A 25,231-nucleotide genomic window follows, 5' to 3' on the forward strand; every position below is an offset into this window, starting at 1 on the left:
TGTTACGTAATATTTCGCAAACAAAGCATTTTAAAGAGAGCATAAGCTCATAAGGAGAGAACCAGAATGAAATCATTATCCGTATTTACCAAGGATCTTGGCGCAGCCCTTAGAAATCCGAAGGTGCTAATTCCAATGATTGCTATCCTATTTATTCCGGTGATGTACAGCGGATTCTTCCTGAAGGCATTCTGGGATCCGTATGGCAAGATGAATGAGCTTCCGGTTGCTGTGGTCAACCAGGATGTCGGCGCTAATTATGAAGGCAAGCAACTACAAGCCGGTAATGATCTTATAGAAGAGTTGAAGGTAACCGACGGCTTCCAGTGGAACTTCGTTTCCCTTGAAGAAGCGGAAGCAGGAATGAAAGACAATACTTATTATATGTCGATCATTGTTCCGGAAGACTTTTCTGCTAAAGCTACTACTCTTATGGATGATGAACCACAGCCGGCAAAAATTATTTATGAGCCAAATGAAGGTTACAACTTCTTGGCTGGTCAAATCGGTGGTACGGCTGTAGCAGAAATTAAAAATAAAGTATCTGCTAAAGTAACTGAAGCTTATGTAGAGTCTGTATTCAATCAGATTACAGAAGTATCTGATGGATTGGGCGAAGCAGGAGATGGAGCCTCCAAGATCGCTGATGGCGCTGGTAAGCTAGATGACGGAGCCTTGAAGCTGAAAGATAATCTACTTGTACTGACAGATGGTACAGGTAAACTTCAAAATGGTGTAGAACCCCTTACACAAGGCGTGACTGATTTGAATGCAGGTGCTACGGCACTTAAAACAGGATCAACCACGTTGGCAAGCGGATTGCAACAACTGTCTACTGCACATACGCAGCTTCAAGACGGTGTTGCACAGAGTGCTGCCGGCAGTAAACAACTTAGTGACGGCTTGAAACAAGCTGTAACAGGTGCAACACAGCTTCAGGCGGGAACGCAGTCTGCTGTGGATGGTACTTCTAAACTACAAGCAGGAACACAATCTTTAGTTGATGGCAGCGCGAAGCTGGAAGCAGGCTTAACTTCTTCCGTAGATGGCAGCGCGAAACTGGAAGCAGGTTTGCAAGCTTCCGCCGCAGGCAGCACGAAGGTAACTGAGGGTGCTAAAGCGGTAGCTCAAGGATTGGAGCAATTGGCACAGGCTAGTCCTGAGCTGGCACAAAATCCAGCGGTACAGAAGCTGCTGGCAGCCAGTGCAGCTGTGGCACAAGGCAGTGAGCAACTGCAACAAAGTCAAGAGCAGCTGGCACAGGGTGCTACTGCACTCCACAGTGGGCAAGAGCAGCTGGCACAAGGTGCAACTCAATTGCACTCGGGTTCACAGCAGTTAGCTGCTGGTGTAACTCAGTTGCATGATGGAGCACAGCAATTAAATGCTGGTAGCACACAGCTTTTGACAGGACAACAAAAACTGGCACAAGGCGCATCTGCACTTGTAACCGGTGGAGATAAGCTGAATGCAGGGATGCAACAATTTGGTGCGAAGCTTAAAGAAGCTGCAGCTGGAGGCAGCAAGCTGGCTGAAGGCGGTAAAGCGCTTGGCGATGGTACTACAAAACTGTTAAGCGGTGTAGGCGAACTAGGTTCCGGTATCAGTGCTGTAGCAGATGGTTCGAAAAAACTGGCTGATGGCGCAGGCGAGCTGAAAGATGGTATGGATGATCTGAAATCTGGATCAACAGAACTGGCAACTAAGCTTGGCGATGCTGCTGAAAAAACAGGCAGTGTGAACAAAACAGATGCAATGATGGAAATGTTCGCACAACCAGTGGTGGTTGAGGATCAAGTTGTGAATCATGTTCCGAACTATGGTACAGGTTTTGCTCCTTACTTCCTATCCCTTGGATTGTTTGTAGGTGCTTTGATTTCAACAATTGTTATTCCAATGCGTGATTCGGCTGTCCTTGGTGCTAGCCGTATGAACCGTTTCATTAGCCGTACGCTTACTTTCACAATCATGAGCTTTATCCAGTCTATGCTGGCTGCTGTGGTTGTATTGTATGGACTTGGATTGGAAGTACAAAGTAAACCGCTATTCTTCGTATTTACATTCTTAACAAGTTTAGTTTACACATGGGTAGTTCAAGCGATTGTTACTTGGATGGATCAACCGGGACGTTTCGTTGTTATCGTTATTCTTATTTTCCAATTAACAACTAGTGCCGGAACATTCCCACTTGAATTGATCCCTGACTGGATGAAATTCTTTAATCCACTGCTTCCAATGACTTACACAGTTAGTGGTCTTAAAGCAGTAATTTCTACAGGTGACTTCAGTGCAATGTGGGGAGATGTAGGTATCCTGGCAATCTTTGGTCTTGGATTCCTTGCTCTTACCTTCGCTTACTTCATGACTCGTAGCCGTGAGAATGAAGTTGGAGTGAAAAGTGAACAAGTTTTGACTGTATAAACTGATAGATTTTTTGAAAAAAAAGTATAAAAAAGCGTCTCCTCCGGGAGACGCTTTTTTTGATTTAAAATCATAAAACCCCTTTTTCTTGCAAACATATTAGAAGGGATGAAAAATCTTGTAACGCTTTCATTGCATATGCACTTATGCGTTATTTATGTATAATTATGCATCGTGAAGTTTTTTTAAACTTTTACTCACTAAAGCTGTGATGCAAAAACAAATGTTAATCAGCATCATAAAAAAGTTTAAATTGCGCTGATGTTACCTCGGTGATAAAATAATAGCACTAATCTGGATTGAATAATTATTAAGATTTTCATGTGAAAAATTTTCCTAAGACATTGCATACTTTATAATAGAAAGGTTGCGTTCGATGAAACACACTGAACTGCCCGTAAAACAGGGCCTGTATGATCCCCAGTTCGAAAAAGATGCTTGCGGCATGGGATTTGTAGCTCATATTAAAGGCACACCGTCTCACAATATCGTAAGTAATGCTTTGACAATGCTCTTTAATATGGAGCATCGGGGAGGCCAAGGTAGCGAACCCAACTCTGGTGACGGAGCAGGTATCATGCTTCAAATTCCGCACCGTTTCTTTGCAAGTGAAGCTCAGAAGCTAGGCTTTACTTTGCCGGAACAAGGCCATTATGGCGTGGGCATGATCTTTTTATCTCATAACGAAGAAGTTCGGGCGCAGCATGAAGCCCTCTTAAGCAATATTATTGCTGAAGAAGGTCAAATAGTACTCGGCTATCGTGATGTACCTACCTATGATGAAATGCTTGGCAAGACAGCGAAAGCTGCTAAGCCTTTTGTGCGTCAAGTGTTTATCGGCCGCTCGGCTTCGGTCACGAATGAATTGTCTTTTGAACGTAAGCTTTATGTTATCCGCAAACGTGCGGAGCTTGCCATTCGTTACGGTGGTGTAGAAGAGGCTGAATCCTTCTATATACCAAGCTTGTCGTGCCGTAAGATTGTATACAAGGGCATGCTGACTACAGAACAAGTCGGACAATTCTACCTGGATTTGCAGAACGAAGAGCTGGAATCAGCGATCGCGTTAGTTCACTCCCGTTTCAGCACGAACACCTTCCCAAGCTGGGAACGTGCGCATCCCTACCGTTTTATGATCCACAACGGTGAGATCAACACCTTGCGTGGTAATGTGAACTGGATGCATGCACGCCAGTCATTGTTCAAGAGCGAAGTGTTTGGTGAAGATCTGAACAAGATCAAGCCTGTTATTAACCCGGATGGATCGGACACTGCAATGTTCGATAACACCTTTGAGTTTCTCTATTTGAGCGGACGCTCCCTGCCACAGGTAGCCATGATGATGGTTCCTGAACCATGGAGCAATCATGATAGTATGGATGCTGATAAAAAAGCATTTTATGAATATCACAGTACTCTAATGGAGCCATGGGACGGGCCTGCTGCAATGGGCTTTACCGATGGGATACAAATCGGCGCTATTCTGGACCGTAACGGTCTGCGTCCTGCTCGTTATTATGTAACGAAAGACGATATGATTATTTTATCCTCAGAAGCCGGTGTACTGGACATTCCAGCAGAGGACATCTTATATAAAGACCGCCTGAAACCTGGACGCATGCTGCTTGTGGATACGAAGGAAGGCCGCATTATCTCAGATGAGGAAGTTAAATCGGCTATCGCCTCTGAGAAGCCTTATCGCCAGTGGCTGGATGAGCATTTGATCAGTCTTGATGAGCTTCCGGATGCGCCTGAACTGCCAAATCCTAAGCATGACAATGTACAACAGCTACAGCAGGCTTTTGGCTATACTTTTGAAGACTTGCGCAAGGTGCTTGAGCCAATGGCATCTACTGGTGCTGAAGCTGTCGGTTCCATGGGTTATGATGCTCCACTCGCTGTATTTTCGGACCGCCCGCAACGTCTCTATAACTATTTCAAACAAATGTTTGCTCAGGTAACGAATCCACCCATCGATGCCATTCGTGAAGAGCTGGTTACATCCACAACGACTACGATTGGACCAGAGCGTAATTTGCTTAAACCGGAACCGGAAAGCTGCCGCCAGATCTCGCTGCAAACGCCAATTCTTTCGAACGAAGATTTTGCTAAGATTCGCCATGTTCGCCGTGCAGGCTTCAAATCGATGTCTATTCCAATTCTTTTCCCGGCTGAGCTTGGGGCAGAAGGATTACGCATCGCGCTTGAGCGCATGAACGAGGCTGCTGACCGTGTTATGGCTAAAGGGCATAACATTCTGATTCTGACTGACCGCGGTGTGGACAGTGAGAATGCTGCGATTCCAGCGCTGCTTGCGGTATCGAGTCTGCATCACCATTTGATCCGCCAAGGAACACGGACGAAAGTAAGTATTTTGCTGGAATCCGGTGAACCACGTGAAGTCCATCATTATGCGCTGCTGCTCGGTTATGGGGTGAGCGCAGTAAATCCTTATCTGGCTTTTGAAAGCTTGGATGATATGATCGGCCAAGGCTTATTGCGGGGAATCTCGCATGAAAAAGCAGTGAAGAACTATATTAAAGCTGCGACTAAGAGCGTAGTTAAGATTCTTTCCAAAATGGGAATTTCGACGATTCAATCTTACCGCGGTGCGCAGATTTTTGAAGCTGTGGGTCTGAACTCTGAGTTCGTGGATCGCTACTTTACTTGGACACCTTCCCGGATTGGCGGTATTGGCCTGGAGGAAGTGGCAACTGAGGCACTTATCCATCATAACCGTGCTTTTACAGAAAAAGACGGAAATGATAAGGTGCTTGATTCCGGTGGCGATTATCAATGGCGTAATGATGGGGAAGAGCATCTTTTCAATCCACAGACCATTCATCTGCTTCAGCACTCTGTGCGTAGTGGGAATTATGATATGTACAAGAAATATGCTGCCCTTGTTCAAGGAGAAAGCGAGAAGCAATTGACGCTTCGTTCCTTGTTGCAATTCAAGTCAGCCTATGAACCGATTCCACTGGAAGAAGTAGAACCGGCATCGTCTATTATGAAACGGTTTAAGACGGGTGCAATGTCCTTTGGTTCCATTAGTAAGGAAGCACATGAGACACTGGCCATTGCGATGAACCGTATCGGTGGCAAGAGTAATACGGGGGAAGGCGGCGAAGATCCAGCTCGCTATATTCCGGATAGCAATGGTGATTCACGCCGCAGTGCGATTAAACAAGTAGCTTCCGGACGTTTTGGTGTTACCTCGAACTACCTAGTTAACGCTGATGAGATCCAGATTAAAATGGCTCAGGGCGCTAAACCAGGGGAAGGTGGACAGCTTCCAGGACGTAAAGTTTATCCTTGGGTCGCTGAAGTACGTGGCTCAACAGCAGGTGTCGGTCTGATCTCACCTCCACCGCATCATGATATTTACTCAATCGAGGATTTGGCAGAGCTGATCTATGATCTGAAGAATGCAAATCCACGTGCAAACATTAATGTTAAGCTCGTATCGGAAGTTGGAGTGGGTACGATTGCTGCTGGTGTAGCCAAAGGGCGCGCTGATATTATCTTGGTTAGTGGCTATGATGGAGGTACAGGGGCATCGCCGATGAACTCCATTCGTCATGCGGGTCTTCCGTGGGAGCTTGGCTTGGCTGAAACCCATCAGACATTGATGCTCAACAATCTGCGTGACCGTGTTGTTCTAGAAACAGATGGTAAAATGTTAAGCGGCCGCGATCTGGCTGTAGCTGTATTGCTTGGGGCCGAAGAGTATGGATTTGCTACTGCTCCGCTAGTATCTGTTGGCTGTATTATGATGCGTGTCTGCCAAATGGATACTTGTCCGGTTGGTGTAGCTACCCAGAATCCGGATCTTCGTAAGAACTTTACTGGGGATCCGCAGCATGTAGTTAACTTTATGACCTTCGTGGCACAGGATCTACGTGAAATTATGGCAAGTCTCGGCTTCCGTACAATTGAAGAGATGGTAGGCCGTACCGATTGCCTAGACGCAACTCAGGCGTCGAAGCATTGGAAGAAGAAAGGCATAGATTTGAGCAGCCTGCTGCATACACCGGAATTACCGGAAGGAAGCACACGCTTCCGCAGTAAATACCAGAATCATGGTCTGGAAGAGACACTGGATGTCTCGCAGCTGCTCGACCTGGCAGCACCTGCATTGGAATCGGGTACGGCTGTTGAGGCATCACTGCCAATCACGAACGTTAATCGTGCCGTCGGAACTATCCTTGGCAGCGAGCTGACCCGCAAGTATGGGGCCGCAGGTTTGCCAGATGATACGATTCGGTTTCATTTCACCGGTTCTGCTGGTCAAAGCTTGGGTGCATTCGTGCCTAAGGGGATCACACTTACGGTGGAAGGAGATTCCAATGACTATGTAGGTAAAGGATTGTCAGGTGGTAAGATTATTATCAAGCCATCTCCGAAAGCTACCTTTGCTGCTGAGGACAATATCATTATCGGAAATACTGCATTCTACGGTGCAACAGGTGGAGAAGCTTATATCAACGGTATCGCTGGTGAACGATTTGCCGTCCGTAACTCCGGAGCGAAGGTTGTTGTAGAAGGCGTGGGTGACCACGGCTGTGAATACATGACTGGAGGCCGAGTGGTTGTCCTTGGTGAAACTGGCCGTAACTTTGCGGCAGGGATGTCAGGCGGTATCGCTTATGTCTACGACCCGGATAGAACCTTCATCGGCCGCTGCAATCTCGAAATGGTACTGCTCGAGAGAGTGGAAGAGTCTGAGGAGATCGAAGAGCTGCGTGAGCTGATTATCCGGCATACCGAGCTTACAGGTAGTGCGGCTGGCGCACGGGTACTGGATCAGTGGGCAGATAGCTTGCCGAACTTCGTTCGTGTCATTCCGAAGGATTACAAACGGATGATGGAGCAAATTCGTAAGGTAGAACAAACCGGGTTGACCGGAGAAGCTGCGTTGATGGCTGCATTTGAAGCGAATATGCGCGAGCTTGCCCGTGTTGGCGGCTAAACTGCTGTACCTGAATGAAATAGGAACTAAATGAATAAGGGAACCTGACTCTTCCTAATGCCGGAGAAGTCAGGTTCCTTTTTTTAGATGGCAGACTCGTATCCTCTAGTGATTTTCGGAAAAAAGGGTATATGTGGTAAACTAGGTTATAGATGAAAGGAAGTGAGACTATGTCGAATACAGAAATATTGATGGAGCCTGTTGCCCGCCTGCAGGGAGTCACCAAAAAAATCGGCTCGAAAACGCTGGTGAGCGATTTAACGCTGGACATCCCGCCTGGACAAATCTTCGGTTTTTTGGGGCCCAACGGAGCAGGTAAGACTACTACAATACGGATGATGGTGGGGTTGATTTCCATTAGTCGTGGAGACATCTTGATCTGTGGCCGTAGTATTAAAAACCATTTTGAAGAGGCTATCGCAAATATAGGGGCCATTGTAGAAAATCCTGAGATGTACAAGTTCCTATCCGGTTATCAGAATCTGCGCCAATATGCACGGATGGTGCCAGGGGTAACGAAGCAACGGATAGACGAGGTCGTCGAGCTAGTTGGACTAGGTCAAAGAATTCATGACAAAGTTAAGACCTATTCACTGGGAATGCGTCAGAGGCTGGGAGTGGCTCAGGCACTGCTGCACAGACCCAAGCTGCTGATTCTAGATGAGCCAACCAACGGCCTGGATCCACAAGGGATACGCGAGCTTAGAGACTATTTACGACGTTTATGTCAGGAAGAAGGAACAACTGTATTCGTCTCCAGTCATTTACTTTCCGAGATGGAGCTCATGTGTGACAGCGTGGCGATTATCCAAAATGGACGACTGGTGGATGTGAAGCAGCTGAAAGGGGTAGGCAATACTGCAATGCCTCTGGGAGAAACCTTGTTCGAGGTTGATAATGCTGAAGCTGCTCTAGCCCTCATTGGACGTGGAGTATTTAAGAGTGGGGGACTTGTGCTTGAGGCAGAGCGTGAGGAGATCGCAGAATTAAATGCCAAGCTAGTGGCAGGTGGGATTAAGGTGTATAGCATCAGAGCCCTTGCCCGTACGCTGGAGGATCAATTCTTAGAGGTTACAGGAGGTGAAGGAATTGGGTGAATTTACAGCTCTCATACATAATGAGAATATCAAAATATACAGCCGTGTCCGCACATGGATTATGCTGCTTATTCTTGCAGTGATGAGCGTGCTGCTTCCTGCGCTTATTTATTTCACAAGCGAAGGCGATTCATCGCTTATGGGGCTTTGGGACAACTTTCAGATGACGGTGAGTATTGCGTTCTTCTTGAATACAATATTTACCGTTGTAGTGGCTTCTGACTCCGTAGCGGGCGAATTTACCTGGGGAACCATCAAGCTGTTGCTGATTCGCCCGTGGAGTCGCTCCAAGATCCTGCTCTCGAAATATATTTCCATGGTGTTATTCAGTTTGCTTAGCACCGCAGTATTGATTGCTTTTGGCTTTGCTGCTTCGTTAATCTTCTCCTCATCTTCGGGAGATACGATGTCATCCATTACGGCTTGGAGCCCAGCGGAATATTCCTTCCTAGATCTCCTATGTCGTTACATTGAGCTTTTCCTGACCGCTGCTCTGGCTTTCATGGTATCTAGCGTATTCCGCGCAAGTGGACTGGCTATTGGATTATCCTTATTTATTATGTTTGCCAAGAGTATTTTTACGGTTATTTTTAGTCCAGAACGGTTTGAATGGGCCCAATACTTGATCTTCACACATATGGATCTAAGAGGCTACCTATTGTCGGATACGGGTCCGGGGGGCTCTACACTTGGCTTCTCCATAGCTGTACTAGCGGTGTACTATATCCTATTCCTGGCCATTTCCTGGATTGTCTTCCGTAAAAGGGACGTTGCCTCATAGAAATAAGTCTAGCCGGCTTCGAGTGTTCCTTGTGCTTTGGAGGAGCGCTTGGCTGCCTTGTCCTTTTTCATATTACTTTTGGGCTCACCTGCTTTTTCAGAGGTGGGCTGTTCTTGCATGGCAATGGAGCCATTCAGGAGGCTGCCTTCCATAATGCTAAGTGCTCCTGCTGAAATATTGCCATGTAACTCCCCGGTTCCGGTCATAATGAGTCTGCGGTCTGCGGTAACATCCCCGTATACTTTGCCGGCAATCACGATTTCCTCCGCTTTAATACTGGAGCGCACTGTTCCTTCTTCTCCTACAGTCACGACACCACTGCAAATAATCTCACCGCTAAAGGTACCCTCAATCCGCAGGTTTGTATCGCATTGCACCTTGCCCTCCAGTGTTCCTCCATGCCCTATTAGGGAATCGGTAGATTTAAAGGGGACACGCTGCTGCCGTTTGTTCCACATTTATAAATTCCTCCTATTATATAAATTGAATGAATCCTTAGGGTTTGACATACGCCAAAGGGTTGACAGTTTTATTCTGCTTCACAACCTGAAAATGAAGGTGAGGACCTGTGCTTCGGCCAGTGCTTCCAAGCAAGCCGATTTTTTGCCCCTTGCTAACCTTGTCTCCGGCAGATACGTTCATTCCGTTCAAATGCATGTACCAGGTTTCCAACCCGTTTGAATGCTTAAGCACGATGTATTTTCCGCGTGCGCCCATTTGTTCCGCAGTAATAACCTCGCCATCTAAGGCAGCATATACAGGATCACCGATGTTCCCGGCAATATCGACACCGGAATGGAAAGCAGACAAACCTTTGAATGGATCTGAGCGGTAGCCGAAGCTTGAAGAAATAACTTTGGACTCGGTAGGCCAAAGCGGTACTGCGTTAAGTCTAGCCTTTTCTGCACGGGCCTTTTGAGCTTGCAGATTTGCTTGTACGTTATTCTCATGCTCTGCCTGTGTGATTGTCTGTGTAATACTTTCCACCATTTCATCAAGCATTCCGTGAATCTCCTCAAAGTCATCCTTAGTTTCTTCCACCAAGCTTGTAGCGTCGTTCTGATACACCGCGATGTATTCTCCACCAACCTGTGGGGTGAGTGTTTTTGGAAGGGCTGCAGTAATGGCTCCAAAGCGGAAACTTATGGCGGATAGAGAAGTGGAAGATGAGTTCTCTTCAGTACTCTGCTTAAAGGAGGTCTCTTTAGGAACAGGAGAAGAAAGACGGCTCGATAAACCTAATGTTGAATTTGAAGTGGCCGATCCAGCTTTTGATTTTTCTGTTGCGGATTTCTCCGGTTGGGATTCATTCGTGTCTGTAGCGGCAGCAGCACCTTTGCTTTTGTTAATCAATGCTTGCAGCTCCTGTTCCAGTGCATTTACACTCTTCAGCTTGTCTTTAATGTTATCTGCCTCTTCCGAAAGTTCGCTGACCTGGCTACGAAGCTGGGTTAAATCTTTATCCTTGTCGGCGACCTTCATTTCCATGCGGAGATTGGTTAGCGATAGTGCGGCTGCCTCGGCTTCTAGCTGTGAGATGGACTGAGAGGCATGGAAATGCATAGAGGTGACCAGACTGGAGATAGAGAGGGCTGCTGCTGCCGGCAAAGCGAACGCTAGCGGTTTGGAGATGTGTAGCTGTTTGACTGGACGTCCGGCATCCCTTACGACAAGCAGCGTAATCCGTTTATGATCTGGCTGACTCTTCATGGCTTCTCCTTTCTGCGGCTTATGGCAGCCGCTTGCGATACCTGAGGCTAACGACTTTTCTTCCATTAGGCTCATCCGAATTGTCCTACTACTCTATGTATTCCATATCTTTCAGGAACATGACAACGGTTTGTTTGAATAAAGAAGGAGAGTTACGGCAAAACCTGTACTAGAGTCATCGCAGAGAGTCTATTGCATCTGTTTTTATTAATTGAGGGGGTAGAGAATTGAAGATTTTTGCGATAATTCTAATTCTTTTTATCATACAGATTGCATTGATTGTATTTCTGGAGTACCGCCGCCCGCAAAGGGCTATAGCATGGTTGTTTATTTCCTTCTGTTGTCCACCGCTTGGTCTGGCATTCTATTATTTTCTAGGTCGTGACTACAGACAGAATAGAAAATTGAACAAAAGATGTACTTCGCTCTTCCGGGAAATTCGTTCGTATGTCACTGGCAAGATTAAGGTAGTAAAACAAGCGTCGGATACTGGAAACGCTCAGTTTGAGAATAACGAAGGTTTATTGGTTTTGCTTGCAAAGCTCTCGGAAGGGCCTATTACAGGCCATAACAAAAGCAGAGTACTGTCAACTGCGAGAGAAGCGTACGACGCAATGCTGAAAGCCATGGAAGAGGCAAAAGAACATATCCACATGCAATTTTATATTTATCGTGATGATGAGATCGGAGAGCAATTTCAGGACGTTATGATTCGAAAGGCGCGGCAGGGAGTTAAGGTGCGTTTGCTTTGTGATGGACTGGGCAGTCATCGATTAAGCCGTAGGTTTATTCAAACCATGAGAAATGCCGGGGTGGAGTTCCACTTTTTTTTACCTCCGGTTAGTTCTTTACTGGATCGTCGTTTTAATTTCCGCAATCATCGGAAGATCCTAGTGGTGGATGGATTGATTGGTTTTACGGGTGGAATGAATATCGGGGATGATTATTTAGGAAAGGACGCCAAGATGGGTTACTGGCGCGATACTCATCTGCGTCTAGAAGGAGATTCTGTTTATTATATTCAGTATGTCTTCCTGAAGGATTGGAGACTGGCCTCTGGTGAAGGTATGAGTCATCCTCGTTTGTTCCCTGAGCATTTTTGTAAGGAGCAAGAAGCCGTGCAGATTGTAGGAAGTGGACCGGATGCTGCGATCGATGCTTCTCAGGAGATGTATTTTGCCGCTTTTTGCTCTGCTAGGGAACGGATCTGGATTACTTCACCGTATTTTATTCCGGACCCTGCGATTTGTCGTGCTTTGAAGAGTGCAGTCCTTCGTGGAGTGGATGTTAGAATCATCATTCCGGCGAAGCCTGATAATAAGCTCGTTTATCATGCTTCTTTGTCTTATCTGGAGAATTTACAAGATGCAGGCGTGAAGTTCTATCGCTACACCAAAGGATTTATGCATGCCAAAGTCATGATTGTGGATGATCTGCTGGGTACGGTGGGAAGTGCGAATCTGGATATGCGCAGCTTCTATTCTAATTTCGAAATGACAGCGGTTTTGCTGCATCCTGAGACGATAGCAGTGCTAGTCGCGGGGTTTGAAAAGGATCAAAAGCATAGTGAATTCATTGATCCTGTAAAATTTAAGGAGAGAGGGAGAATTGTCAAACTCGGTGAAGGGCTATGTCAGTTGTTATCACCGCTGTTATGACCGGAAAGAGGACTAAATCTGAATTTTTCGAAGGATAGTACGTGTTCCATTCATTATTAGAGCATATTTTGTGATATAATAATTGTATAAGAAGAAATGTAAGAAAGTATAGATTGTAATTATACTTCCGAATGTTTCAAAACTATATTGTTAAATTGTAGGGGGAGTTCTATGAATGTGAGTCCACAAATGTTTACCAAAGAGGAGCAGAACAAACTGCAGAAGACCGGTGCCCATAAAATGGCTAAGTTCGCGCAGCGTATGGTTATGTTATCCATTGGGGCCGCCATGATGGCTGTTGCACTTGAGATATTCCTAGTACCTAATCAAATGATTGATGGCGGGATTACCGGTATCTCCATTATTTTATCACATTTATTCGACATTCCTCTGGGTATTTTATTGACACTGCTCAATCTTCCGTTCCTGTTAATCGGTTATAAGCAAATCGGTAAGACATTTGCCTTATCTACCTTATATGCGATTTTACTTATGTCTATCGGCACTTCAATGCTGCATCATGTAGAGGCCTTTACAGTTGAACCGATGCTTGCTGCCGTGTTTGGCGGTATCATACTAGGTGTAGGTGTTGGGTTGGTTGTACGTTTCGGGGGATCTCTAGACGGTACAGAAATTGTTGCGATTTTAGTGGCTAAGAAGCTTCCCTTCTCTGTAGGTGAAGTAGTTATGTTCTTCAACCTGTTCATCTTGTCCGGAGCTGGATTTGTGTTCGGTTGGAATAACGCGATGTTCTCCCTGATTGCTTATTATATTGCATTTAAGGTTATTGACATTACCCTTGAGGGTCTGGATCAATCGAAATCAGTATGGATTATCAGCGATAAATTCCGGGATATTGGGGAAGCTCTGACAGAGCGTCTCGGACGTGGTGTTACTTATTTAGATGGAGAAGGCGGATTTTCCGGTGAGAACAAGAAAGTGATCTTTGTAGTTATCACCCGTCTGGAAGAAGCTAAGCTTAAAACCATTGTTGAAGATTGGGATTCTGATGCATTCATCGCAATAGGTAACATCCATGATGTTAAAGGTGGCCGCTTCAAGAAGAAATCCATCCACTAGCGTAGCTCTTAAGTATCATTAACTGAAAGAAGGTATTTTTACGGATAAAAAAGCAATAAATACGGTGAACAAAGCTCGGCATGCCGTATTCTTATATAGTATACCTTCTGTCCTTGAGTGGGACGCCAAATAAGCTCGTAGCATGTAGTTGATGCTGCGGGCTTATTGCTGTTTTTGGGGTCTTTTTTCTATGGGATTGCTCCTTTATGGGAGCTTTGCGATGAGCTGTTCAACAGGCTGTGGTGGCACTTTCTCTAAAAGATCTCCCATACGCTGAAGGCGTTCCTCGATATTAAGCAGATGAAAATTAGAGGGAGATACATTTTGCTGAACCTCCTCCCAGAGCAAGGGTGTAGAAACTGTAGCAAGCGGTCTTGCACGCGGTGTGTAAGGTGCAGCTAATGTTTTGCCGCTATAATGCTGGAGGTAGTCGAAATAGATTTTATCTCCGCGATTCTTTTTTAGACGTTCCAGGGTGAACAGGTTGGGATGCTTTTCGGTGACATAACGACCCACAAAATGCCCGATTTTCCGCAATCCATCAAAAGTAACACCAGTCTCGATAGGGACGATGATCTGCACCCCGGTAGCACCAGAGGTTTTGGGTACAGAGGAGAGGCCAAGGGAGGTTAAAACCGCCCCAACGATCGCAGTTGCTTCCATGATACGAGGTTCGATTTCAAGTGAAGGATCAAGATCAATCATCCATTCACAGGGCAGCTCGCTGCCTACATAATGCAGGGAAGGGTGAAATTCCAAAGCAGCCAGATTCCCCAGCCAGATCAGCTCAGGTAAGCCTTGCAGCTTGATATAGTTAATATTCTCGTGTACAGCGGTTTGGACAAAGGCCGGAAGAGGATCAGGCGCATTTTTCTGATAAAAGGACATTCCAGAGATGCCGTGCGGATAACGAATGACGGTAAGCAGCCGGTCCCGGCAATAACGCAGCAGATAGGGAGAGAGTGCAGCGAGCTTTTGCAGATAAATCCGTTTTGTAATGCCACATTCAGGCCACAGCAGCTTCTCTGGATTAGTGATGATGATTTCTTCTCCGTCTATGGTAATTGTACCTTTGATCGCTGCCGGCATCGGGAAACTCCTTTCTGTGATAGGAATGAAGGTATTATGTGTCAGTCTGCTCCTTTTCATGAAAAAAATATTCCCAAAGTGTCCCTTTTGGATGATCATAAGACTTATAAAGATATACGATTATTAGAAAGGGGAGTTTGCTGATTTTGGACGGGATCGAGCACACCGTTGTTCGGGTACAGGCAGGCGAGGTTGAGTCTTATGCCTTGGTCGTCGAGGCTTTTCAAAAGCCGATTTACCGCTATTGCTGTCGGCTGCTTGGGAGCCGTACTGAAGCTGAGGATGCAGTACAGGATATTCTGGTAAAGGCATATCAGCATATAGGCACATACCGCCCTACCGCGAGCTTCTCTTCATGGCTATATAAAATTGCCTACCATCATTGCCTTAGTCTAATCCGCAAACGTCAAAGCCATATAAAGTTTATGGCGCTTTATCAACCAGATCCGCCTGCAGAAAGCCCGGAACAGTTGATGGACCGTTACATATTTAACGAACATCTGACTTTAGCCCTCGCGAAGCTGAAGACAGAGGAGCGAAACCTGTTAGTACTTAGAATCTTTGAGGAACAGAGCTTCCCGGAGATTGCGGAGATTCTGGATAAGAATACTGATGCTGTGAAGAAGAAATACAGGCGAACGATTACGAAGCTTGGCAAAATGCTGAATGCTCAGAAAGGGGGAACGGAATGGTGCGGCAACGAGGCTTTGTTGAAGAGAAAATGATCAAGAAAATGGATGCGGTAGGGAGCTGCGAAGAGCTGGATGTAAAAGCAGCTGTTATGAAGCGGGTAAGAGCAATTCATGAACAACAGAATAGGATTGACGGTGAAAGGACGAGCATGGTTAGCGAGCTGAAGCCGTTCCCAGAACCGGAAGATCCTATTATGCAGAAGCAAAAGGAGATGCCCCAACACCCGTCTAGGTTTAGAAAAAGAGTGCTCACTGGAGTCTCCGCGGCTGTATTGCTGGGGATTATCGGGTTGGGTGCTCTGCAGCTGTCTGAACATGGAAAGTTATCGGAACAAGGTAGCCAGTTTACAATTGATATCACAAAACCCCAAGGTGGTATTATTACACTAGTGAACAGCGGAGGGAAGGCTGTTGTGAAGACGGTGCATAATAATACGCCTGATCCGACAACCTCGCCTGCGATAGAGAAGTATCAGAGCTTATCTATGACTTATAAAGAGCAAGTGCTTGCTCGTTTAAACACCGGGGAAATGGCTGCTTATTATGTGAAGGATGCTGAATTAAATAAGCTGGAGTTAGGGTTAGGCTATGGAAATCAATTGCAGTTTGCTTTTATTTCGCCGGTGTATTCGAAATATCAAGACTTCGTAAAAGAATTAAAAAATGTTGGCGATTTCTGGCCAGGGTTGCCTTCCTCGTTAGCTGATGGTTATGAATTCGAGCAAGGAACTTTTAATGCAGCTCCCCTATACAGGTCGCTAGACACAGAATATGAAGAAATCCTTGAACAATTTCAAAAAAAGGCTACAACCGATAAAACTGGCCAAAAGTTGTTTATGGAGAAGATAGCTGTAAATTCCATAGATAATGCTGAAGTTACCTACCACAAGGGACATGAAAGAATAACACTATCCTTAAGGCAGAGTGCCTTTAGGGGTTATACCATGCAAGTGTCTATCTTGGAAGGCCAGACTGCTGAAAAATGGTCTGTGACAGGCACGGGGAAAGAGGCAGTTTTTATCGCGGCGGGTACTGGAAAAGGGAAGAAAGCTTGGTCTTCTCAGAATCGATTGTATTGGTATGATGAAGTCACCCAGATGGTTTTTTCTCTAAGCGACAAGCAGGAGAGTAAACTGACTCGTGAGCAATGGCAAAAGATTGCCACCAGTTTTATTCACTAGCTACTGTTCTAACTGTACATTATGAGAAGCTGTCTCAAAAGTAGTGAATTCTACTTGGGAGGCAGCTTTTTTTATGGAATAGGAAAAGTAATGGATATTACTGTGCCATGTGACGATATGCCACGCGTAGTGTTCTATGCTACTGATTGGGGCGGTGGGCGATGTGCTATGTGTGATTTTCATGCGGCTTGCAGTAGATGATCTTGTGGAATTAGTGGTATATGTGACGGTGGACTATGGGCGTTACGTTCTGTGTTTGTGCAATGTATAGAGTGCTTTAAACTAATTAGGGAAAAACTCCCTGAAAATAGCCGCTATTTGCTCTAAATGAACGAAATCAGGGAATTCCTCCCTAATAATCATGGGAATTTCTTTATTCGTTGCCGAATTGGCTGAATTTCAGGGAAGTTTTCCCTAATTATAAGTCCGATGAACAGAAATCTCTGAATTTTAGGGAGAAATCCCCCAATTATTCTATAAGAGCTTTACTTATTGCATCACTTGGTGCGTCACTTGTAATGTTAAGAACAAAAAAGAGGCTGTCCCCAAAGTCATGAAATAGTTGCTTGGGACGACCTCTTTTTTTGTGAGAAAATGTCCCTTTTTCTAATGATGGATTGTTATAGAAGTGTAGTTAAAAAAAGTGGTGAAAATACATTACCATTTTGAAGGAGAGGATGTTAGAAATTGAAGCTTCATTATGATTTCAAAAAAACACTGATCGCACTCTCTGCAGCAATCTTGCTGGGAACAGGAGTGGCCGGGGGTGAGGATGTACCTGGCTTGTCCCTTACAATTGCGGTGGCATCAGGACAGCAGGCTGCATCACAAACTGATCAGAAGACTCAAAAGGAATTGCAGGCACTCGTAGCTGGAGTGAATGAAGGTTCGCTTTTGGCCTACTACGTACGGGATAAAGTCTCCAATCCACAGGATACGATCAGCTTCTCTGGTAAAGGGTTTGTTTTTAAAGACTATAAATCCTTTGCAGCTAAGTTTAAAGCGCTAAAGGGTCCGTCTTCTCCGCAGCCCGGAAATCTTCCCAAAGGCTTCACTCTGGCGACAGCCATCATCTATCCACCGGCTGTAGCTAATGATTCAGAGCTGTACTTGCAACTAGAGCAGGAATTGAAAGCAGCAGCAGCTGCTGGTAATTCTAATAAACAGTTGTTTAGTAAAATCATCAGCTGGAACCAGACGAATTTGTCTATGCAGCTGTATGCCAAAGGAAAAGCTAATTTTAGCATTGTAACTGGGTCGCCGCCCGCCAAACTTCCGGAAGGAGCGGTACCTTTTGTACGAGCTTCGGAAACTAAGAAAGAATTAACGGTCAACGGCAGGAAAGTAGTACTTACAACTGATTCCGCTAAAGACGCGAGCTTTAACACAAAGCTAGTGTGGCTGGATAACTCAGGCACGATACAATATACCCTTTCAGACAATCGGGCCAGTACGCTGGCGACAAATGAAATGTTGGCGGTAGCTAAAACCATAATCAAATAACCAAGGGGTTAAGGAGGATATCATAATGATGATTAAGGAAAGCGCGGCGATTACAGCCTTAAGCTTATTAGTATTGATGAGTGCGGTGAGTGGAACAGCAGGCGCAGTGCCTGCGGGGAGTAATAATAAAAGTAAAGCTACCGCACCCGTTGAGCAGAATACGCCCGTATCTTCAACGATTGAAGCTTTGATTGCCAAAGAAAATACGGTTCCCTTACAAGCAGGCGAACTTAAGGTTCTGTATGTAAATGATAAGAAATCTAATCCATATGAAACCTTGAGTATAAGCTATATGCCATATAGATTCAGTTCTGTAAACGAAGCGGCGCAGAAGTTTTTTTCCTTAAGCGGGAAGTCACTCCTGATACCCACTTCTCTACCAGAGGATTATAAGTTGCAGGATGTCGTTTTAAATCCAGTGATTCCAATGTTTTTTAGCTCAGAGTATAAGACTCTCAGGGATCAGTTAAAAGCTAAAGCCCAAGCTGCTGGCAAAAAGGTGATTTCGCAAAGCTTGAAGTGGAGCAATACAGAAACTTCTATCACCTATCTACGAAATGGAGAGAGGGTGAATTTAAGATCTGCACCTGCATACACGCTACCGGAAGGGTTGACTTTGGCCCAGCTGCCTGGCGACCAAGATGAGAATTTGAACATCAACGGAGTTGAGGCGGTTTACACAGTTTTTGGGCCTCATCACGGAGATCTTAAAGTCCAGCTGGTATGGTCCAGTGCTGATGGAAGTGTCGATTATACGTTTACGAGTACAAAAAATACTGCGCAGACAAAGGCAGAGCTGGAGGCCCTTGTAACAAGACTTACAGTGCAATAAGAAACGTCCTCCCACTTCAGATTGGGAGGACGTTTCTTTATTAATTTATCCTTTTTGCTCCATTGTGCATGACTCCGGGGGAAGATCCACTTTAGCTTGAGTAACAGGCTGACGCAGAGTGCCTGAGGTGTTCCATTCCAGAAAATGAACTTTGAAGACGAGCTCCGGCTTTATCCAAAAAGCACCCTTGCCTCGCTGTGGAACATCGGCAAAGGGCATCCGATCCAGCTTAAGGCGGTGTGCCTCCGCAGTTAAGTCGCGTTTATCCTGTACAGTCAATTTGCCCGGACCGGCATGTCCGATATAATGCAAATTTCCTTTATCATCATAAAGACCAAGAAGTAGTGCGTTGACGATACCGTCACGGAACGTCACACCCCCGGCTACAGCTGTAATATCAGAACTGATTTTGCGTTTCTGCCAACGTTTATCTTTTCCGCCCGGAGCATAAGTACTGTTGATGTCCTTGCAGACGATTCCTTCCAAACGCTGGTTCTGAGTGGCGGCGAACAGTTCTGTAGGATCGGTATAACTTGGCACAGCTTGAACATGGGGATGGGGCAGCAGAATGTCACTTAACAGCTGCTGCCGCAAGAATAATGGTTGATCCATCGTCGATTGGCCATTATAAAACAGAATATCAAAAATCATATAAATGACAGGAACCTGATGCCTAACGACGGAAATCGTGGAACCATTTTTTAAACTGTCCCTCCGCATCACCTCGTGAAATGAGGGTTTGCCGTCCTTGAGTGCGATAATCTCACCATCAAGAATAACGGAGCCAGCCTTGCAGTAAGCAGATACATCAGTAAGCTCCGGGTATTGCATGGTACGGTAATTGCCACGTCTGTTAATAAGCTGAGTAGTGCTTCCATCGTAATAGGACAACATCCGCACACCGTCCCATTTAATTTGTGCGATCCACTGGTCACCTGCTGGAAGCTGCCCAGCCAGTATAGGTTCAAAAGGAATAATGGGCTGAAGCTTCATCCGCAGAGCCTCCTAAGATACGGTTGTTTTGCTTTTTGTGCTGCGGCGTTTCGGTTTCGGCGTAATAACAGGAGTCGGCCCGGAGACCTCGTTTTGCTGCTCCGCAGGTTCCGCGGCGGTTGTTTTGGTCTTGGTTGTTTTTCTTTTGGCAGCAGGAGCCGCTTTAGTTTTGGTTTTTGTGGTGCCTGTTAATGAAGGACCAGGGTCTGAAGGAATATGCTGCACAGCTTGAATACTGGCCTGCAAGGCAGCCATTAGATCAATCACATTGCTTTCCTGTTTAGCAGGAGCGATATGAAATTCCTCGCCTGCAATTTTATGTGAAATCAGATCAAGCATACGCTGGCGATAATCATCGGTATATTTTGCCGGATCAAAAGGAGTGGATAGCTGTGAGATCAGCAGCTTAGCCATTTCCAGCTCTTTATCGTTCACTGTCCCTGCTTCGGGCAGACCGGGCACTTGTGAGATCGGCCGCACCTCATCGGGATAAAAAATGGTCTCAATCGCAAGGCAATCCTCAAGCACACGGATCGCTGCCAGACTGCTTTTTGAGCGAATTGAAATTTTGGCGATGCCAATTTTACCTGTCTGCTTCATGGCCTCCATAAGAAGTCGATAAGCATTTGATCCTGCCTGATCCGGGGATAAATAATAGGTTTTTTGAAAATAAATCGGATCGATTTCCGTCAGGTCTACAAAGTCGAGAATGGAGATGCTTTTACTGGTCTCGTCGGATAGTTGATCCAATTCCTCTTTGTCGAAGAGCACAAACTTCCCTTTTTCATACTCATATCCTTTACCGATCTCTTCCCAAGCTACTTCTTTGTCACATACCGGGCATTTGCGTACATACGACAGTGGGCTGCCACATTCCTTATGGATATAACGCAGAGAAATGTCCTTGTCTTCCGTAGCGGAGAACATTTTAACCGGAACATGCACAAGCCCGAAGCTGATGGCTCCTTTCCAAACGGTATGCATGAGAAACACCTCCTGATCTAAGTTGATTTGCTTTGGGTTAGTATGAGGCAGGAAAGGCTTTTCTAGCCGGGTGCATTTTTTGAGAAGCTTGGGAAAAAATAAACTCGGACCTGTGAAGTTGAGGAGGAGAATCTAAGGTATGGAACCAAGAGATAACGAATGGAGCGATGCGCTGAGCGAGCAGGATATTCCGGCCACAGTTGTGGATTGGGAGAGCATTATTGCGCCCACGGAGGCCAGTCAGGTATCCGATTCGGAAAAGCTGGATGCAGAACGAACCCTCGAAGATACGTCACCCTTAGAATCGTAAACTTTAGGAAAGATAAAGGAGGAGAACAGTTGTGGACGTCAAACGGGCACAGGATATTTATGCTTCTAAAGAGACTGTAAGTGTACATTTGGATGGGGAGCCTGTCTGGATTGAACATGTGGATGAAGAGAACGGTATGGCTACGGTACAAGTTGGCTCTCGACCAACCAATACGCACACTGTGGGTGTTGAGCGACTCGAAGAGCAAGAGCACTAACAAAGGTCAACTTAGAGCGTACGTTAAAGCTGAATTATAGTTTTTAAAAAAAGAGACTTTTTATGCTTAAGTTTGCGTAAAGGTCTCTTTTTTGATTTGGTGCATAACTGACATCAAGGTTGACGGTGTAAGATTTAAACCAATATATTGGGTCAGGCAGGACAGTCCATTATTGTTGCGCTGAGTTCAGGAGTTATTGCGACAGTATTATTTTTTCAAGCTACGGATATGGTAAGGAGCAGTATGAGCGGATTAGCGGTAGTCGAAGCCACTCAATCTCTGGAGGTATTATTCGCATTATTAGGTAAAATGCTGATCCTGTCTTCGCCTTCACCTTCTTTATTGTCATGGTCGGAATCTTAGTGATTATCCCTGGAATGATTCTACATAGCCTTTTCTCGCAGTGTTCATTATCGAAATCCAGCTTAACCACGCAAGCGAAGAAGAGGGCTGTACCTCCTTCGGCTTAAACAATGGGCAGGGACAGTTGTTGCGGTGGATGGACCATACCGATATAATTGAATGTAATGGTTTTCGACAGGGATATTTTAAAAGGTGGTAGTTGTAGTTGGACAAAACAGTCGAAACGGTGTTCACTTACCGTTCTTACAATCTGCAGGATACGGAGCAACTGGCAAGTGCAATAGCTGCTGCTTCAACGGCAGGCATGGTTATCGGTTTGGACGGTGATCTAGGCGCAGGAAAAACGGCCTTCTCGCAAGGTTACGCTCGCCATCTTGGAGTGAAAGGGATCGTAAACAGTCCTACTTTTACTATTATTAAAGAGTACGAAGGTCGTCTGCCGTTATATCACATGGATGTATATCGAATTTCACTTCAGGAAGCAGATGAGCTTGGATTGGATGAGTATTTCTATGGTCAGGGTGTTTGTTTGGTAGAATGGAGCAGTATTATTACGGAGTTAATGCCGCCGCGGCATATGCATATATACATGGAAACAGTTGGACCGGAGGAACGAATCATTACGGTGACCGGAATCGGGGCACCTTATGGTGAGCTTTGCCGGGAGCTGATCCAGAAGTGGGGTTAATAAAAATGACGAACGAGAATACAGAGCCGCGCAAGCGGCTTTTAGCGCTGGATACATCAACTGCTGTATTGGGGGTTGCAGTGACCGAAAATGGAGAATTATTGCATGAAATTAATGCTTCCGGTGAACGGAATCATTCGGTGCATTTGCTGCCGATTATAGAGCAGGCGCTGCAAGCTTCGGGAACAACCGTTGCTAATCTGGGCGGGATTGCAGTTGGTGTGGGTCCGGGATCTTATACGGGAACACGGATCGCGGTTACGGCTGCCAAAACGCTGGCTTGGGCATGGAATGTCCCAGTAGTTGGTGTTTCGAGCCTGCATGCTGTGGCATGGGGTGGGTATGAAACAGCCCTTAAGAATAAGACGACAGCAGAGTCAGGACAAGCCAGTGCGAACAGTGGCTACGGTCCAGACTGGATCATTCCACTGATGGATGCGCGCAGAGGACAGGTCTACACAGGGTTATTCGCAGCGGATGGGAATAGTGCTCTCAGCCGCCTTGAACCAGATGCCATCCGGTTGATGGCCGACTGGGTGGAGTACTTGGCAGAACGTTTACAACAGGCTTCAGCCGAAGGAACTAAACCAGCTATTCTATGGTTTGTTGGAGAAACCGCTGTACATGGCAGCGAAGAATCACTACATCCGCTGGCGGAACTCGGCACTTCTGTAGAAGTTCCTTATGAGCTGGAGGGGCGTTGGACAGGCTTCCTTGGTGAAGCCCGGCTGCAAGTAGAGAATGATGATATTCATAGCTTAATCCCTAACTATACTCAGATTTCGGAAGCGGAGGCCAATCTGCGGTTAAGTAGTAAAGGAGGCTTAAAACGATGACGGAAGTGGAATCATTGAGAGCACAAGAGGCTGATCTTGTTTTTCGCCTGATGAAGCTGGAGGATATTCCGGACATTCTTATTATTGAGCGCGAAGCCTTTACCATGCCGTGGACAGAGGAAGCTTTCCGGAATGAGCTGACGCATAATCATTTTGCTAAATACATGGTCATGGAGCTGGCGGGTCATATAATTGGCTATGCTGGAATGTGGGCTATCGTGGATGAGGCGCATGTGACGAATATTGCCTTACTCGAAGCTTATCGTGGACGTAAATGGGGTGAGCGCCTGTTGGAAGAGTTAATGAATACTGCCTCTTACGTAGGCATGAAGTCCATTACACTTGAGGTGCGGGTATCCAACGAGGTAGCTCAGAATTTATATCGTAAAAAAGGCTTTCGTTCTGCCGGCACGCGCAAAGGATATTATTCCGATAATCGCGAGGATGCACTCATTATGTGGGCGGATCTACCGGAGTATAAGGAGCACGGCTATTTGGAAGGAAGCGTGGACTTGAAATGAAGACAGAAACAGGCACAGCTCAACCTGTACTAATACTTGCTATAGAGACCAGTTGTGATGAAACCTCGGTGGCCGTGGTCAAAAACGGATCAGAAGTGTTATCCAACATTATCTCGAGTCAAATAGAGACACATCGCGCTTTTGGGGGCGTGGTGCCAGAAGTGGCTTCCCGTAAACATGTGGAGGTAATTACGCTCGTAATCGAGGAAGCGCTCGCCAAGGCAGGCGTTACACCCGAACAATTGACTGCGGTAGCGGTGACTCAAGGCCCGGGGTTGGTGGGCGCTTTACTGGTCGGTGTAGTAGCAGCTAAAAGCCTTGCCCTTGCATGGGGCAAGCCGTTAATTGGCACGCATCATATTGCAGGCCACATCTATGCTAACCGCCTGGTTGCAGAGTTGCAGTATCCTTGCATGACACTAGTGGTGTCAGGTGGACATACTGAACTGGTTCATATGGAGCGTGAGGGTGAGTTTCGAATTATCGGCCGCACGCGTGATGATGCTGTAGGTGAAGCATATGATAAAGTGGCTCGGGCGCTTGGGTTCCCTTATCCCGGTGGCCCCCATGTAGACCGCCTGGCACGCGAAGCGACGGAAGTTGTTGCATTGCCGCGGGTATGGCTGGAGCCGAACTCTTATGATTTCAGCTTCAGCGGTCTAAAATCGGCGGTGCTGAATGTGGTGAATCAGAGCAAAATGAAAGGTCTTGAACCCAATGTCGCAGGCATCGCCCGGGGGTTTCAAGAATCGGTAGTAGAAGTGCTGGTGGAAAAGGCGGTACGCGCCGTTAAAGCCACTAACTCCAAACAGTTATTGCTCTGTGGGGGTGTCGCTGCTAATGGTGGACTCCGCTCGGCATTAATCTCGCGCTGTGAAACGGAGGGCATTGAACTTATTATTCCGCCCCCGGTATATTGCACGGATAATGCGGCGATGATTGGAGCAGCTGCATACGTGAAGTGGCAGCATGACGGTGGAATATCGCTGGATATGGTTGCTGACCCTGGATTCTCACTGGAACAATGGTCTGTATCTGCCTATTGACATCATTTGGAGCTAACGAGTATAATCAGTTCAATTAAACAAGCAAACGCGATGAGCGGAAGTAGTAAGGATACTCTGGGATAAGAGAACTGCGGGTGGGTGCAACGCAGTCGAAGGAGTCCTGAACTCGTCTGGGAGCGGAGCGGTGGAAGCATTACTGGCAATTGTCGCCGGAACGTTTGTACACCGTTTACGGGTAACCTCCGTGATAGGGTGGTCTAGTACTTAACATACTGGACCGTAGAGTGGATGTTCAA

At 46.1% G+C, this 25,231-nt stretch carries 21 protein-coding genes, 1 pseudogene and 1 other annotated feature (1 of these 23 cut by a window edge); of the genes and pseudogenes, 17 read left to right on the forward strand and 5 right to left on the reverse strand.

Annotated features, from left to right (window positions below):
* The first annotated feature begins 66 nt into the window (after positions 1 to 66).
* The 4 genes from NYE72_RS04860 to NYE72_RS04875 all read left to right on the forward strand — a co-directional run bounded on the left by NYE72_RS04860 (position 67) and on the right by NYE72_RS04875 (position 9,271).
* A complete protein-coding gene (locus NYE72_RS04860) occupies positions 67 to 2,421 on the forward strand; it encodes a YhgE/Pip domain-containing protein (protein ID WP_038568922.1) in 2,355 nt (784 codons plus the stop codon).
* 376 nt (positions 2,422 to 2,797) lie between these two features.
* Positions 2,798 to 7,393, forward strand: coding sequence for a glutamate synthase large subunit (gene gltB, locus NYE72_RS04865; protein ID WP_038568924.1), 4,596 nt, complete (start codon positions 2,798 to 2,800; stop codon positions 7,391 to 7,393).
* Between the two features lie 170 nt (positions 7,394 to 7,563).
* The gene (locus NYE72_RS04870) at positions 7,564 to 8,490 is read left to right on the forward strand and encodes an ABC transporter ATP-binding protein (protein ID WP_235219382.1); all 927 of its coding nucleotides are present in this window, start codon (positions 7,564 to 7,566) and stop codon (positions 8,488 to 8,490) included.
* Complete coding sequence (locus NYE72_RS04875; RefSeq protein ID WP_038568926.1) at positions 8,483 to 9,271, forward strand: ABC transporter permease; 789 nt, start codon at positions 8,483 to 8,485, stop codon at positions 9,269 to 9,271. Before NYE72_RS04870 ends, NYE72_RS04875 begins: the two co-directional genes overlap by 8 nt.
* An 8-nt stretch (positions 9,272 to 9,279) precedes the next feature.
* Here NYE72_RS04875 and NYE72_RS04880 read toward each other — a convergent pair whose 3' ends face one another.
* Together NYE72_RS04880 and NYE72_RS04885 are read right to left on the reverse strand one after the other, a co-directional pair.
* On the reverse strand, positions 9,280 to 9,729 hold the full coding sequence (locus tag NYE72_RS04880) for a polymer-forming cytoskeletal protein (RefSeq protein ID WP_038568928.1): 450 nt from the start codon (positions 9,727 to 9,729) through the stop codon (positions 9,280 to 9,282).
* A 37-nt stretch (positions 9,730 to 9,766) separates the two neighbouring features.
* A complete protein-coding gene (locus NYE72_RS04885) occupies positions 9,767 to 11,047 on the reverse strand; it encodes a M23 family metallopeptidase (protein ID WP_051490924.1) in 1,281 nt (426 codons plus the stop codon).
* Positions 11,048 to 11,208: 161 nt separating this feature from the next.
* Here NYE72_RS04885 and cls point away from each other — a divergent pair, with 161 nt between their 5' ends.
* The gene (gene cls, locus NYE72_RS04890) at positions 11,209 to 12,639 is read left to right on the forward strand and encodes a cardiolipin synthase (RefSeq protein WP_076104236.1); all 1,431 of its coding nucleotides are present in this window, start codon (positions 11,209 to 11,211) and stop codon (positions 12,637 to 12,639) included.
* 240 nt (positions 12,640 to 12,879) lie between these two features.
* Positions 12,880 to 13,719 carry a YitT family protein gene (locus NYE72_RS04895; RefSeq protein WP_235219386.1) on the forward strand — a complete coding sequence of 280 codons (840 nt, stop codon included), beginning with the start codon at positions 12,880 to 12,882 and terminating at the stop codon, positions 13,717 to 13,719.
* Between the two features lie 204 nt (positions 13,720 to 13,923).
* Here NYE72_RS04895 and ligD read toward each other — a convergent pair whose 3' ends face one another.
* The gene (ligD, locus tag NYE72_RS04900; RefSeq protein WP_036676536.1) at positions 13,924 to 14,808 is read right to left on the reverse strand and encodes a non-homologous end-joining DNA ligase; all 885 of its coding nucleotides are present in this window, start codon (positions 14,806 to 14,808) and stop codon (positions 13,924 to 13,926) included.
* Between the two features lie 146 nt (positions 14,809 to 14,954).
* Between ligD and NYE72_RS04905 the strand changes: the two genes are divergently transcribed.
* The 4 genes from NYE72_RS04905 (at position 14,955) to NYE72_RS04920 (ending at position 19,016) form a co-directional block, all read left to right on the forward strand.
* Entirely contained in the window at positions 14,955 to 15,533 is a 579-nt protein-coding gene (locus NYE72_RS04905; protein WP_052096798.1) for a sigma-70 family RNA polymerase sigma factor, read from the forward strand.
* Positions 15,497 to 16,681, forward strand: coding sequence for a hypothetical protein (locus NYE72_RS04910; RefSeq protein WP_076141783.1), 1,185 nt, complete (start codon positions 15,497 to 15,499; stop codon positions 16,679 to 16,681). Before NYE72_RS04905 ends, NYE72_RS04910 begins: the two co-directional genes overlap by 37 nt.
* A 687-nt stretch (positions 16,682 to 17,368) precedes the next feature.
* Positions 17,369 to 18,184 (forward strand): hypothetical protein, encoded by an 816-nt coding sequence (locus tag NYE72_RS04915; protein ID WP_076141784.1) that lies wholly within the window; start codon positions 17,369 to 17,371, stop codon positions 18,182 to 18,184.
* 25 nt (positions 18,185 to 18,209) lie between these two features.
* On the forward strand, positions 18,210 to 19,016 hold the full coding sequence (locus tag NYE72_RS04920; RefSeq protein ID WP_076141785.1) for a hypothetical protein: 807 nt from the start codon (positions 18,210 to 18,212) through the stop codon (positions 19,014 to 19,016).
* Positions 19,017 to 19,061: 45 nt separating this feature from the next.
* On the opposite strand, the gene NYE72_RS04925 is transcribed toward NYE72_RS04920, so the two are convergent.
* The gene (locus NYE72_RS04925) at positions 19,062 to 20,009 is read right to left on the reverse strand and encodes an RNA ligase family protein (RefSeq protein ID WP_038568937.1); all 948 of its coding nucleotides are present in this window, start codon (positions 20,007 to 20,009) and stop codon (positions 19,062 to 19,064) included.
* A 12-nt stretch (positions 20,010 to 20,021) separates the two neighbouring features.
* Positions 20,022 to 20,993 carry a Ku protein gene (locus NYE72_RS04930; RefSeq protein WP_038568938.1) on the reverse strand — a complete coding sequence of 324 codons (972 nt, stop codon included), beginning with the start codon at positions 20,991 to 20,993 and terminating at the stop codon, positions 20,022 to 20,024.
* A 139-nt stretch (positions 20,994 to 21,132) separates the two neighbouring features.
* Here NYE72_RS04930 and NYE72_RS04935 point away from each other — a divergent pair, with 139 nt between their 5' ends.
* The 7 genes and pseudogenes from NYE72_RS04935 to tsaD all read left to right on the forward strand — a co-directional run bounded on the left by NYE72_RS04935 (position 21,133) and on the right by tsaD (position 24,974).
* The gene (locus tag NYE72_RS04935; RefSeq protein WP_155288087.1) at positions 21,133 to 21,303 is read left to right on the forward strand and encodes a hypothetical protein; all 171 of its coding nucleotides are present in this window, start codon (positions 21,133 to 21,135) and stop codon (positions 21,301 to 21,303) included.
* A 31-nt stretch (positions 21,304 to 21,334) separates the two neighbouring features.
* Positions 21,335 to 21,520, forward strand: a complete 186-nt coding sequence (locus NYE72_RS04940) for an H-type small acid-soluble spore protein (RefSeq protein ID WP_036676525.1) — start codon at positions 21,335 to 21,337, stop codon at positions 21,518 to 21,520.
* Between the two features lie 159 nt (positions 21,521 to 21,679).
* Positions 21,680 to 21,990, forward strand: a pseudogene (locus NYE72_RS04945) (multidrug resistance efflux transporter family protein); the annotation flags it as partial.
* 119 nt (positions 21,991 to 22,109) lie between these two features.
* Positions 22,110 to 22,571 carry a tRNA (adenosine(37)-N6)-threonylcarbamoyltransferase complex ATPase subunit type 1 TsaE gene (gene tsaE, locus NYE72_RS04950; RefSeq protein WP_235219385.1) on the forward strand — a complete coding sequence of 154 codons (462 nt, stop codon included), beginning with the start codon at positions 22,110 to 22,112 and terminating at the stop codon, positions 22,569 to 22,571.
* Between the two features lie 5 nt (positions 22,572 to 22,576).
* A complete protein-coding gene (gene tsaB, locus NYE72_RS04955) occupies positions 22,577 to 23,407 on the forward strand; it encodes a tRNA (adenosine(37)-N6)-threonylcarbamoyltransferase complex dimerization subunit type 1 TsaB (protein ID WP_076104241.1) in 831 nt (276 codons plus the stop codon).
* Complete coding sequence (gene rimI, locus NYE72_RS04960; RefSeq protein ID WP_036676521.1) at positions 23,404 to 23,928, forward strand: ribosomal protein S18-alanine N-acetyltransferase; 525 nt, start codon at positions 23,404 to 23,406, stop codon at positions 23,926 to 23,928. The genes tsaB and rimI overlap by 4 nt, the downstream gene beginning before the upstream one ends.
* Positions 23,925 to 24,974: a tRNA (adenosine(37)-N6)-threonylcarbamoyltransferase complex transferase subunit TsaD gene (tsaD, locus tag NYE72_RS04965; RefSeq protein ID WP_076296163.1), complete on the forward strand. Its 1,050-nt coding sequence runs from the start codon at positions 23,925 to 23,927 to the stop codon at positions 24,972 to 24,974. Before rimI ends, tsaD begins: the two co-directional genes overlap by 4 nt.
* Positions 24,975 to 25,016: 42 nt before the next feature.
* Positions 25,017 to 25,231 (forward strand) — a binding site (T-box leader) (it continues 80 nt past the right edge of the window).

It is taken from the genome of Paenibacillus sp. FSL L8-0333 (assembly GCF_037965665.1).
Taxonomy (GTDB): Bacteria; Bacillota; Bacilli; order Paenibacillales; family Paenibacillaceae; genus Paenibacillus_AQ; species Paenibacillus_AQ odorifer.

What these genes read in the sequence shown, in the direction of transcription:
- NYE72_RS04860 (WP_038568922.1), top strand. Translation starts at nt 67, where the DNA reads ATGAAATCATTATCCGTATTTACCAAGGATCTTGGCGCAGCCCTTAGA.
- gltB (WP_038568924.1), top strand. Translation starts at nt 2,798, where the DNA reads ATGAAACACACTGAACTGCCCGTAAAACAGGGCCTGTATGATCCCCAG.
- NYE72_RS04870 (WP_235219382.1), top strand. Translation starts at nt 7,564, where the DNA reads ATGTCGAATACAGAAATATTGATGGAGCCTGTTGCCCGCCTGCAGGGA.
- NYE72_RS04880 (WP_038568928.1), bottom strand. Translation starts at nt 9,729, where the DNA reads ATGTGGAACAAACGGCAGCAGCGTGTCCCCTTTAAATCTACCGATTCC.
- NYE72_RS04885 (WP_051490924.1), bottom strand. Translation starts at nt 11,047, where the DNA reads ATGGAAGAAAAGTCGTTAGCCTCAGGTATCGCAAGCGGCTGCCATAAG.
- NYE72_RS04895 (WP_235219386.1), top strand. Translation starts at nt 12,880, where the DNA reads ATGGCTAAGTTCGCGCAGCGTATGGTTATGTTATCCATTGGGGCCGCC.
- ligD (WP_036676536.1), bottom strand. Translation starts at nt 14,808, where the DNA reads ATGCCGGCAGCGATCAAAGGTACAATTACCATAGACGGAGAAGAAATC.
- NYE72_RS04910 (WP_076141783.1), top strand. Translation starts at nt 15,497, where the DNA reads ATGGTGCGGCAACGAGGCTTTGTTGAAGAGAAAATGATCAAGAAAATG.
- NYE72_RS04920 (WP_076141785.1), top strand. Translation starts at nt 18,210, where the DNA reads ATGATGATTAAGGAAAGCGCGGCGATTACAGCCTTAAGCTTATTAGTA.
- NYE72_RS04925 (WP_038568937.1), bottom strand. Translation starts at nt 20,009, where the DNA reads ATGAAGCTTCAGCCCATTATTCCTTTTGAACCTATACTGGCTGGGCAG.
- NYE72_RS04930 (WP_038568938.1), bottom strand. Translation starts at nt 20,993, where the DNA reads ATGCATACCGTTTGGAAAGGAGCCATCAGCTTCGGGCTTGTGCATGTT.
- NYE72_RS04935 (WP_155288087.1), top strand. Translation starts at nt 21,133, where the DNA reads ATGGAACCAAGAGATAACGAATGGAGCGATGCGCTGAGCGAGCAGGAT.
- tsaB (WP_076104241.1), top strand. Translation starts at nt 22,577, where the DNA reads ATGACGAACGAGAATACAGAGCCGCGCAAGCGGCTTTTAGCGCTGGAT.
- rimI (WP_036676521.1), top strand. Translation starts at nt 23,404, where the DNA reads ATGACGGAAGTGGAATCATTGAGAGCACAAGAGGCTGATCTTGTTTTT.
- tsaD (WP_076296163.1), top strand. Translation starts at nt 23,925, where the DNA reads ATGAAGACAGAAACAGGCACAGCTCAACCTGTACTAATACTTGCTATA.